Raw genomic sequence first — 8,284 nt, forward strand, 5'->3', positions numbered from 1 at the left:
TGTCAGCGCATTTGTCGAACTACCGCTCGAGAATGCCTCGGATGAGTGCTCGAAGCGGCAAGTCACACACATAGACGTAGGTTCCGCGCATCCCACGCGTTAGCAGCACGCCATAGATGTTCCGGATGAACGTCAACAGATCATCGTCCCCGAACGCATCCTTCAGGTGCCCGGTGTTCTCCTTGCCCTTCTTGTCGCGATAGCTCTCGCGATCAGCGACGATCTGACCGGTTGCCGGGTCGAGGCGGAGGTCAGGCCCGATGATGACCCCGGCGTAGTTCAGGTCGTAGCCCTGAACGGTGTGGATCGAGCCGACCTCTTCGAGCGACCCGTTCGAGTTGATCCAGTCCTTATCCGTGCCGTTCCACCGCAGACGCTCACCGTCCAGCTCGATGTCGAATGCGTCCGAGTTCTTCCTCGAAACCCAGTCCCACGCGTAGCCTGCGACGAGGCGGGAAAGACCGACCTCAGCATCCTTCCGTCGGATGGCATCGCGCATGTCTCCGAGATCGTCGAAGAGGCGGAGTTCATACTCGCCGAGGTCGGGGAGTGAAGGTGCTTCATCCCGCAGTAGCGCGCGTACGAACTCGACATAGTCTGCGCCAGCCTGCACGCGCATCTGGGTCGTGAGGCGGAAAAAGCGATGTGCATCCTTGGCCCCACTGATTTCGGCGTTGAGCGCCGCCGGAGAGAGATCATGAGGCCGCACGCTCTGCTCACCATCGACAAGCAGGAGCTGATGCTTGCTCCGAGCCTTGATCCAATCGAGCTGGGTGTAGCGAGGATCATCGCTTCCGAACAGAGCTTCATTGATCTCGCGGAACTTCTTGTTCTGCACGCCCGACGCCTGATTGGCGCGCTGCCCGAGTCGGTGGGTCTCGTCAACGAGAACGAGGTCATACGCCTCGTCCGATTCACCGAGTTGGAACGGTGACATCACCATCGCAGCATCAAGCTTGGGCGTCTTCTTGAAGACCTTCTTCACCGACTCCCGCAAGGACTGCTGCGGAATCACGAGCGCCATGCGAAGTGTCTTGAGCAGCTCGCGATTCTCGGGGACGAAGAACTCCGAGAACATGGAGTCAGGCTCGACGTCGTCACGGTCTTGATAGTCGCGGATGTCGGCGAGCAGCTTCATCAGGAAGATCGCGATGATCGTCTTCCCTGTTCCCGGGTTGCCCTGGACAACGAGCGTTGATCGAGCGCCCGGGTTCTGAAGATCTTCGAGCAGTCCCTCCAGGATGTCCATGATCGCGATGCCCTGATCGTCTGTCAAAGCTTTGAACGGCGAGAGCTTGAAGAGATCGGAGTTCTCGATCTGGGGGATGCTCCGCGAGAAGAGCCCCTCTGCTCGCAGCGCTTCAAAGACGTCGCGGAACGACTCGCGGTAGAGGGCGCGGTCGTAGTACTGAGCATCTGTCAGACCGTCGTTGCCATTGAGGATGCGGTACTGGCCGTCGCCCGAGACCCAGCGAATGAGATGCGATTCAAGGTCGAGACAGACGGACTTGTTGAACGTGTGATCGACGACGACGCGGATCGATTCGAGGGACTCATTCTTCTTCGAGCCGGCGAGGTGCTGACGCATCCGAGTGGCGGCGCTCACGGTCTCACCGACATAGAGCCCCGGCGAACTACGCTGCGGGTCGCCTTCGATCACGTAGACGACCGGCCAATTGGTGTGCCGGGTATCGTCCCGCGCCCACCTATCAACAGCGTCACGGCGGAAAGGAAGGCGCTGGATGCTGAAATCTGTCATTCCGGTGCCTCGGAGAGCTTGGTGTACTTCGTCATGCGGCCTTTGGCCAGCTCCACGGGGTACTTCGCCTTCGTCGACTCCAACTTCTTCATGACGATTTCGTCGAGGTCGACGCCGATCTTGTTCGCGAGGTGGATGCAGTAGGTGACAACATCCGCGAGCTCCGCCTCTACCTGTTCTTGGTCGAGGTCAGCGGACCACTGGAAGCACTCGAGGAGCTCGCCCGCCTCGATCGAGATGCTCTTGGCGAGGTTCTCCGGCGAGTGGAACTGGTCCCAGTCCCGTTCGGCGACGAAGGCGCGAAGGGCGGCGAGAGTCTGCGGCGACGGCATGATGCGACGCTAGCAGGGTCGGGGAGAGCGCCCGAAGACACTCCCTGTTAGCGTGCTCACGGAGGCATCCATGAGCGAGAGCCGCGTTATCGAGGTCGTTGCAGCAGTCATCGAGCATGAAGACAAGATCCTTGCCTGCCGCCGCCGACCGGAGAAGGCCGCTGGAGGGAAATGGGAGTTCCCCGGCGGCAAACTCGAAAAGGGTGAGACGCACAGCGAGGCTTTGGTGCGAGAGATACGCGAAGAGCTCAGCACCTCAATCGAGGTCACCGCCCCGCTTCGAACGGATGACACAGTGGTCGGCGAAAGCACCATCCGCCTCATTTGTTTTCGAGCCAGGTTGCTCGGAGAGCCACCGACCCAGAGCCTCGATCATGATGAACTGCGCTGGGTTCGTCGTAGCGATCTGCCGGATCTCGATTGGGCCGCCCCGGACCTGCCATCTGTCGCGGAAGTTGCGGCCGGATCGCCTACTCGATGACCAAGAAGCCCTCGTCGCCGCGGACGATCAGGAGAATTCCCAACTCGGATAACAAGGCCTCGAGATGTGCGATCGGTCGACTGGGAAGTAAGACGACGGGAACCGCGGGCCTGCCGGATTCCCGAGCGAGTAGCGAATAGTCGAGGACCTGCCCAATCGCGGTGCGGACATATTCGCGAGCAGGCGATTTCTTCGCTTCGACGACCCAGCCAGACTCCGAGACATAGAGATCCGGCTCGATCGTGGCTCCTGCGGAGCTCAGGCGAAGGCGCTGAGGAGTCTCACCACGGGACTCGATCCACTGCCCGAAGTCCTTCTGCAACTCAAACTCGATTCGGGAGACGACGCGCTCACCAGGGATCAGCGGTGCTCCGACGGCGTACGACGACGATTCGGGAGGCGTCCAGGACGAGGCCTGTGCACTTTCCGTAAGGGGCGTGGAAGGCGCATCGAGTGCTTCCACATCGGCGTCAACCGGCACGAGCTTGAAGATGATTCCTTCGCGAAGATTCCCGTCCGAGTCCGGAATCGTCTCAATGCTGAACGCTGGCTCGCCTGTCGTGAACTCCCCCACATAGGTGACGTAGGCGCCTTGCTTCGTCATTAGGCGGATAGGGCGCCCACTCTTGGCCGCGTCTCGAAGCGCGGTGTTCCCACGCGCGAACGTTTGAGGACCGCGCTGACCCTCGCCCGTGTAGAGAAAGGAGCCGTCCTCCTGCAGTCCTTCAAACGCGTCATACCCGTGCCTCGCTCCGCTCTCGGGGCTCGTGATGACGAGGATGTCGGGAATGGACCTTGGGGTGATGATCCCACCCTGTTCCTGGCCCCCGTAAGCGGCGTGGATCTCTCGTCGTAGCACGGTGTCGCCGACCTCTAGTGTCCAGAGCGTCGGATCGGGGGCTCGGAGCTGCCGAGCGAACCGAGTCCGCACAGCGTCAGCCTGACTGTCCTCGAGTTCCCATCGAGCGGCGCCTTCGGGCAGCCTGCCGTACTGCTCGCGGAGGAAGTCGCGAATGCGCTTCTGGTTGACATTCAGTTCGAGCGAGAGTCGGGCCGGCGTCATGGTGCTCACGCGACGCAGCATATCGATATGCCGCTTCGTCGACGCTTCGCTCCGAGGTCCGCTATCGTCTGGATTAAAGCGTGTTCAACGAAGAGCGGAGTAACGGTGGAGTTTTCAGAGCGTCTCGATTCCCTCGCAACGAAGGTGAAGAACCAGGCGACGGCGATCGGGACCGAGGAGGCGACGAAGAACGCTTTCGTCATGCCGTTCATCTCGACGATTCTTGGCTACGACGTCTTCGACCCGCTGGAGGTCGTTCCCGAGTTCACGGCCGACGTCGGGACCAAGAAGGGCGAGAAGATTGACTACGCCATCATGCGCGACAGCGAGGTTCAAATCCTCATCGAGTGCAAGCCATCGATGGGATCCCTCAAGATCGAGCACGCTTCGCAGCTCTTCCGCTACTTCGCCGTCACGAATGCGCGCATCGCAGTTCTGACGAACGGTGTTGTCTGGCACTTCTACACAGACCTCGATGCTCCGAATCGCATGGATGCAAAACCGTTCCTTGTCCTCGACCTGCTCGACATCGACGAGACTCTGATCCCAGAACTCCAGAAGCTGAGCAAGGAGAGTTTCGACCTCGACTCGATCATCAGTGCGGCGGAGGAGCTCAAGTACATTGGTGCTCTGAAGCGAGAGATCGCGAGCCAGTTCCGCGAGCCGACTGACGAGTGGATCAAGTTTTTCGCAACGCGTGTCTACGACGGTTCGTACACGCAGAAAGTGCGGCAGCAGTTCACGGGGCTGGTCGGCAAGGCGGCCCACCAGTTCCTGAACGAGCGCGTGAATGATCGCCTGAAGACTGCCCTCGGCGTGAGCGGAATCACCCACACATCGGACCCGTCTCCTGCGACGAGTGCAGAGGTCGCGGAAGCAGACCTCGACCGCGACACGGAAATCGAGACCACTCTTGAGGAGCTCGAGGGTTATCAGATCGTGAAGGCGATCGCCTGTGGCGAGGTCAAGCCGCAGCGCGTCACGCACCGCGACGCGAAGAGCTACTTCGCCGTGCTGCTCGATGACAACAACCGGAAGCCTGTAGCGCGTCTTCACTTCAATGGAAAGCAGAAGTACCTGGGGCTGTTGGATGAGGACAAGGTCGAGACGCGCCACGCGATCGAAGAGCTTGATGAGATCTACGCGCACGCCGACGGGATTCGCGAGGCAGTCCGTCGCTACAAGGACTAATGCGACAGGCGGTAGCAGCGCATCGGTTGGGAGTGGAAGTTAGCGGATTCCGCTTGCTCCGCGGTGGGGATCGGCCTCGAAACCCTCGTCAGCCCCGCCCGCCACTCACCTTCTTGAACCACACGCCGACCTGCGTCTGGAACAGCTCGCGCACCAGGTTGCTGTCGAGCGCGCCGTCGACACCTCGCAGTCGACCCTGCGTGAGCTCACCGCAGACCACTGCCCATGCGTATCCGATCGCCAGGGTGAAGGTGCTGGCGACGGTGCCCGAGATCGCACCGCCGATAATGGTTCCCGCTCCGGGGATGAACTTCAGGAGGCCGGCGACGGCGCTTCGTCCTGCCGCCGAGACGGCGACTGTTGCCGCGGTCGCTGCGATCGTGGCGGTCTCGACTCTGACGCCGTAGATCGCCGCGACCCTGGCCATCATCCCGAGCTGAATGGGGATGAGCACACCGGCGTCCGCAACGGGGATCGGAATAGCTCCGACCGTCAACGCCGCCGTGGCAGCCGCGCGGACAGCTGTTTGAGCTTGCTTGCGCTTTCTTGCCAGATCGACTTTCTGGGCGGCTGCGAACGCTGCTTCAACACCCTCGGGAGCAGCGCGAAACGTGGCATCCACGAGCTCCGTGAGCCCGTGCTGAACCTGGCCGGTGAACTCATCCGCCGTCGACATCACCAGGATCGGACGGCCTCCCACGATCGGCAGATCGAGCCCCGCGATGTGATCCGCCAGGGTCAGAGCGTCGGCGTGATACTCGCCGTTCCGCGACGGCACCTGCGTCAGGACGGCGACGACGGGCAGGCCGAGGTCGTGGAGCCGGCGGATGAACTCTGCTTCGGTGTCTTCGAACCTTCGGTCGGTCGCCCGGACGCAGTACCAGGCGACGTGGATCTGCTCGGAGAGCGGCCGTTGGCGCATCTTCTTCAGGTAGTCGCCGAGTTCGCGGATCAGCTCATCGGTGTCCTTGCCGATCTCGAGACCACGGGTGTCGAGCAGGCCCAGGAAGCCGGAACGATGGATGTAGAGATGCTCGTCCATCGTCACGGGCTCGCCGACGCCGGTGGGAGCGACCTCCTCGCCGAAGATCGCGTTGATCAGCGTCGACTTCCCGACACCCGTCTTGCCGAAGATGGCGAGGTTGAAGCGGCCGATCTCGTCCGCCTGCTCTTTCCACTGACTGCGGAACTCGTCTTCAGAGAAGGTCTCTCCCGTCATTGCGCACTCCCTCTGAGGTCGTAGCCCCGGTCCCCGAGGCGTCGCGCCCCTCGCTGGGGACTAGCGTATCGAGAGGTGGTAGCGCAGGCCCTGTCTCAGGCGCAGGCGATCCCGTCACCGTCGCGGTCGAGGTCGTACACATCCGGCCCGACCACCTGCAGCGGCCCGTGCACATACGCCGGCCCGTTCCCGCTCCCACCCGCGCAGTCCACATCCGACGCGATCGGCACGCACACCCCGGCATAGCTCGAGTGGCACTCGGCGGCGGGCTGCACCAGAGGCACGGGTGCGGGAGCAGGCTGTCGTGTCCCGTTCGACGTGACTTCATTCACCGGCGCGACGGTGACGACCTCGCCGAGGACTTCGCGCGACACTTCCACACCATCGACGTACGTCACGCGGTAGGTGGTGACCTTGGTTCCGTCGACACCGACTGTCGTGATGGCGGTCTGTCCGACGTCGAGCTGCGGATCGTCGGCCGTCGTCCGCTCGAAAGGAACCACCGTCGACTCTTCGACCTCCTCAAAGGTAGTGGGCTTGGGAGAGGGGGTCGGCTTCTCTGTCTGTGCGGACGCGAACGGCTTGGCCTCCGACGACCCTGAGCTCGTGGTGTCCGAACCAGGGCCGCCGAGGGCAGCGTTCGCTCCGGACCCCGCGAACATCAGAACGAACGCGATCCCCAGAGCTGCCCATGCCGCTCCGCGCGAGCGCACGCGAAAGAGCTTCGCCGAGCCACGCACGATCCCATAGATGGCGACGAAGAAGAGCACCAACCCGGCGAGCATCATGATCACGCCCAGGCTGCGGGTGAGGAGGAGGATCGCGAGCACCACCGCTCCCACTATGAGGACGACCTTCATCCGAGAGGACTTCACCTGGGCGGGAGCGGCATCGACGGGGGTCACGGCGACAGCCGCAGTCGGCGCTTGCCCCAGGGGTGCGGTGTGCACCGTCCATTGAGTGCCGTCCCACCAGCGCTGCTGCTGTGCGGGGTGCTCGGGGTCGGCGTACCAACCCTGGGGTGCTGCAGGCATCTTTGCCATCCTTCTGCTCAGGCTCTGGCCGAACACTACCGATATTCCAGCAAGCAGGGGAGAGTTCGATCGCGGGCGCCAGCACCCGCGCTCTTTCCTCTCTCCACCCGCTGCGCCATCATGAGACGACCACCCCCAAGGAGGCCCTCATGTCGCTCGCACCGACCACGCCGGCAACGGCCGCCGCCGCAGGCCTCCCTGGCATCGCGATCATCGAGGAGATCCGCCGCGTCCTGGTCACAGCACTGCTCGCTGTCTTCGTGTACTCCTCAGTCATGGTCGCCAGCAGGAGCTATTGCCCCGGTGGCTTCGACGGGAGCGGCGGCTTCATCGACTCGGAGGGACAGCCGACCGACCAGGCGCCCGTGTGCATCGATCTGGCGCTCCGTCCCAGCCCCCTGATCTACATCGGCATCGCCGCGATCGTGCTGATCACTCTCGGACGTGTGATGAAGGCGAGCGACGAAGCCTCTGCCCTCAAGGCACTAAACCGAGCAGCCATCGGAGTGGCGGCGCTTGTGGGCCTCGCGATCGTCGTCTCCCACGTCTGGTTCTTCCAGATCCCCATGGAGGGATTCACCTCCGGGTCGTGGACGGTCTTCAGTCCCTTCCCCTTCGGCAGCGTCGACGTCACGACCGCGCCCCTGAGCGCCGGGTGAGGCAGGAGAATCATCCGGATCCGCCGGCGCAGTCGCGCGACACGCCCGGCGGTCGAGCTTGATTTGCTGGAACCCCGGAACCCACGTAAGTTATTACCTGTTCGCCCCAAACGGTTGAGCGGAGGTCCTCGGACCGGCTCCCGTCAAGCAGCTAACACCTCCCGAATCCCAGACACTCACCGAGTGAACAGGATGAAGGTGCTGATCCGTTCCCACGGTCAGGCCGAGAAAAACTCGGACTTGACAACGGAAACGAGATCGGTAAGATAGAGAAGTTGCCCTTCGGGCCTGGCTGTGATGGCTGGGTCGTGGGAGCATCCGATCCTTGAGAACTCAACAGCGTGCACTTGTCAAATGCCAAATTATCCTCGTCTAGCTTCGGCTAGTTGAGAATTCCTTTGGATCAAAGACCAACCTCCTTGTGGGGTTGGCAATGGATGAAGTCAGCAATGAATTTGTCTCTTTGGTCAGCATCAAACTCGCTGCGTCACCGTTTTCCCGGTGGGGTATGCATTTCTTTTTTACGGAGAGTTTGATCCTGGCTCA

The 8,284-nt window shown here is 62.1% G+C and carries 8 protein-coding genes; 3 read left to right on the plus strand and 5 right to left on the minus strand.

Annotated features, from left to right (window positions below; genetic code table 11):
- Nucleotides 1-19 precede the first annotated feature (19 nt).
- Both MicroSTF_RS13645 and MicroSTF_RS13650 read right to left on the minus strand, forming a co-directional pair.
- Nucleotides 20-1,759 (minus strand): DNA/RNA helicase domain-containing protein, encoded by a 1,740-nt coding sequence (locus MicroSTF_RS13645; protein WP_322956285.1) that lies wholly within the window; start codon nucleotides 1,757-1,759, stop codon nucleotides 20-22.
- Entirely contained in the window at nucleotides 1,756-2,091 is a 336-nt protein-coding gene (locus tag MicroSTF_RS13650) for a nucleotide pyrophosphohydrolase (RefSeq protein WP_136025167.1), read from the minus strand. The genes MicroSTF_RS13645 and MicroSTF_RS13650 overlap by 4 nt, the downstream gene beginning before the upstream one ends.
- Before the next feature lie 70 nt (nucleotides 2,092-2,161).
- On the opposite strand from MicroSTF_RS13650, the gene MicroSTF_RS13655 reads away from it, so the two are divergent.
- The gene (locus tag MicroSTF_RS13655; RefSeq protein ID WP_136025168.1) at nucleotides 2,162-2,572 is read left to right on the plus strand and encodes a (deoxy)nucleoside triphosphate pyrophosphohydrolase; all 411 of its coding nucleotides are present in this window, start codon (nucleotides 2,162-2,164) and stop codon (nucleotides 2,570-2,572) included.
- On the opposite strand, the gene MicroSTF_RS13660 is transcribed toward MicroSTF_RS13655, so the two are convergent.
- A complete protein-coding gene (locus MicroSTF_RS13660) occupies nucleotides 2,562-3,635 on the minus strand; it encodes a hypothetical protein (RefSeq protein WP_240750718.1) in 1,074 nt (357 codons plus the stop codon). The two genes, MicroSTF_RS13655 and MicroSTF_RS13660, sit on opposite strands and share 11 nt — an antisense overlap.
- A gap of 105 nt (nucleotides 3,636-3,740) precedes the next feature.
- Here MicroSTF_RS13660 and MicroSTF_RS13665 point away from each other — a divergent pair, with 105 nt between their 5' ends.
- Nucleotides 3,741-4,826 carry a type I restriction endonuclease gene (locus MicroSTF_RS13665; protein WP_315073832.1) on the plus strand — a complete coding sequence of 362 codons (1,086 nt, stop codon included), beginning with the start codon at nucleotides 3,741-3,743 and terminating at the stop codon, nucleotides 4,824-4,826.
- A gap of 88 nt (nucleotides 4,827-4,914) precedes the next feature.
- Here the strand turns inward: MicroSTF_RS13665 and MicroSTF_RS13670 are convergent, their stop codons facing one another.
- Nucleotides 4,915-6,045 (minus strand): GTPase family protein, encoded by a 1,131-nt coding sequence (locus tag MicroSTF_RS13670; RefSeq protein ID WP_051671069.1) that lies wholly within the window; start codon nucleotides 6,043-6,045, stop codon nucleotides 4,915-4,917.
- A gap of 95 nt (nucleotides 6,046-6,140) precedes the next feature.
- Nucleotides 6,141-7,079, minus strand: coding sequence for a G5 domain-containing protein (locus MicroSTF_RS13675; protein ID WP_322956289.1), 939 nt, complete (start codon nucleotides 7,077-7,079; stop codon nucleotides 6,141-6,143).
- A gap of 149 nt (nucleotides 7,080-7,228) precedes the next feature.
- Here MicroSTF_RS13675 and MicroSTF_RS13680 point away from each other — a divergent pair, with 149 nt between their 5' ends.
- Complete coding sequence (locus tag MicroSTF_RS13680) at nucleotides 7,229-7,738, plus strand: hypothetical protein (RefSeq protein WP_322956290.1); 510 nt, start codon at nucleotides 7,229-7,231, stop codon at nucleotides 7,736-7,738.
- The last annotated feature ends 546 nt before the right edge of the window (nucleotides 7,739-8,284 follow it).

This window comes from Microbacterium sp. STF-2, assembly GCF_034650155.1.
GTDB lineage: Bacteria > Actinomycetota > Actinomycetes > Actinomycetales > Microbacteriaceae > Microbacterium > Microbacterium maritypicum_A.

Bases quoted from the DNA above. Each gene is read 5' to 3' on its own strand.
- MicroSTF_RS13645 (WP_322956285.1), bottom strand. From the start codon at position 1,759: ATGACAGATTTCAGCATCCAGCGCCTTCCTTTCCGCCGTGACGCTGTT.
- MicroSTF_RS13650 (WP_136025167.1), bottom strand. From the start codon at position 2,091: ATGCCGTCGCCGCAGACTCTCGCCGCCCTTCGCGCCTTCGTCGCCGAA.
- MicroSTF_RS13655 (WP_136025168.1), top strand. From the start codon at position 2,162: ATGAGCGAGAGCCGCGTTATCGAGGTCGTTGCAGCAGTCATCGAGCAT.
- MicroSTF_RS13660 (WP_240750718.1), bottom strand. From the start codon at position 3,635: ATGACGCCGGCCCGACTCTCGCTCGAACTGAATGTCAACCAGAAGCGC.
- MicroSTF_RS13670 (WP_051671069.1), bottom strand. From the start codon at position 6,045: ATGACGGGAGAGACCTTCTCTGAAGACGAGTTCCGCAGTCAGTGGAAA.
- MicroSTF_RS13675 (WP_322956289.1), bottom strand. From the start codon at position 7,079: ATGCCTGCAGCACCCCAGGGTTGGTACGCCGACCCCGAGCACCCCGCA.
- MicroSTF_RS13680 (WP_322956290.1), top strand. From the start codon at position 7,229: ATGTCGCTCGCACCGACCACGCCGGCAACGGCCGCCGCCGCAGGCCTC.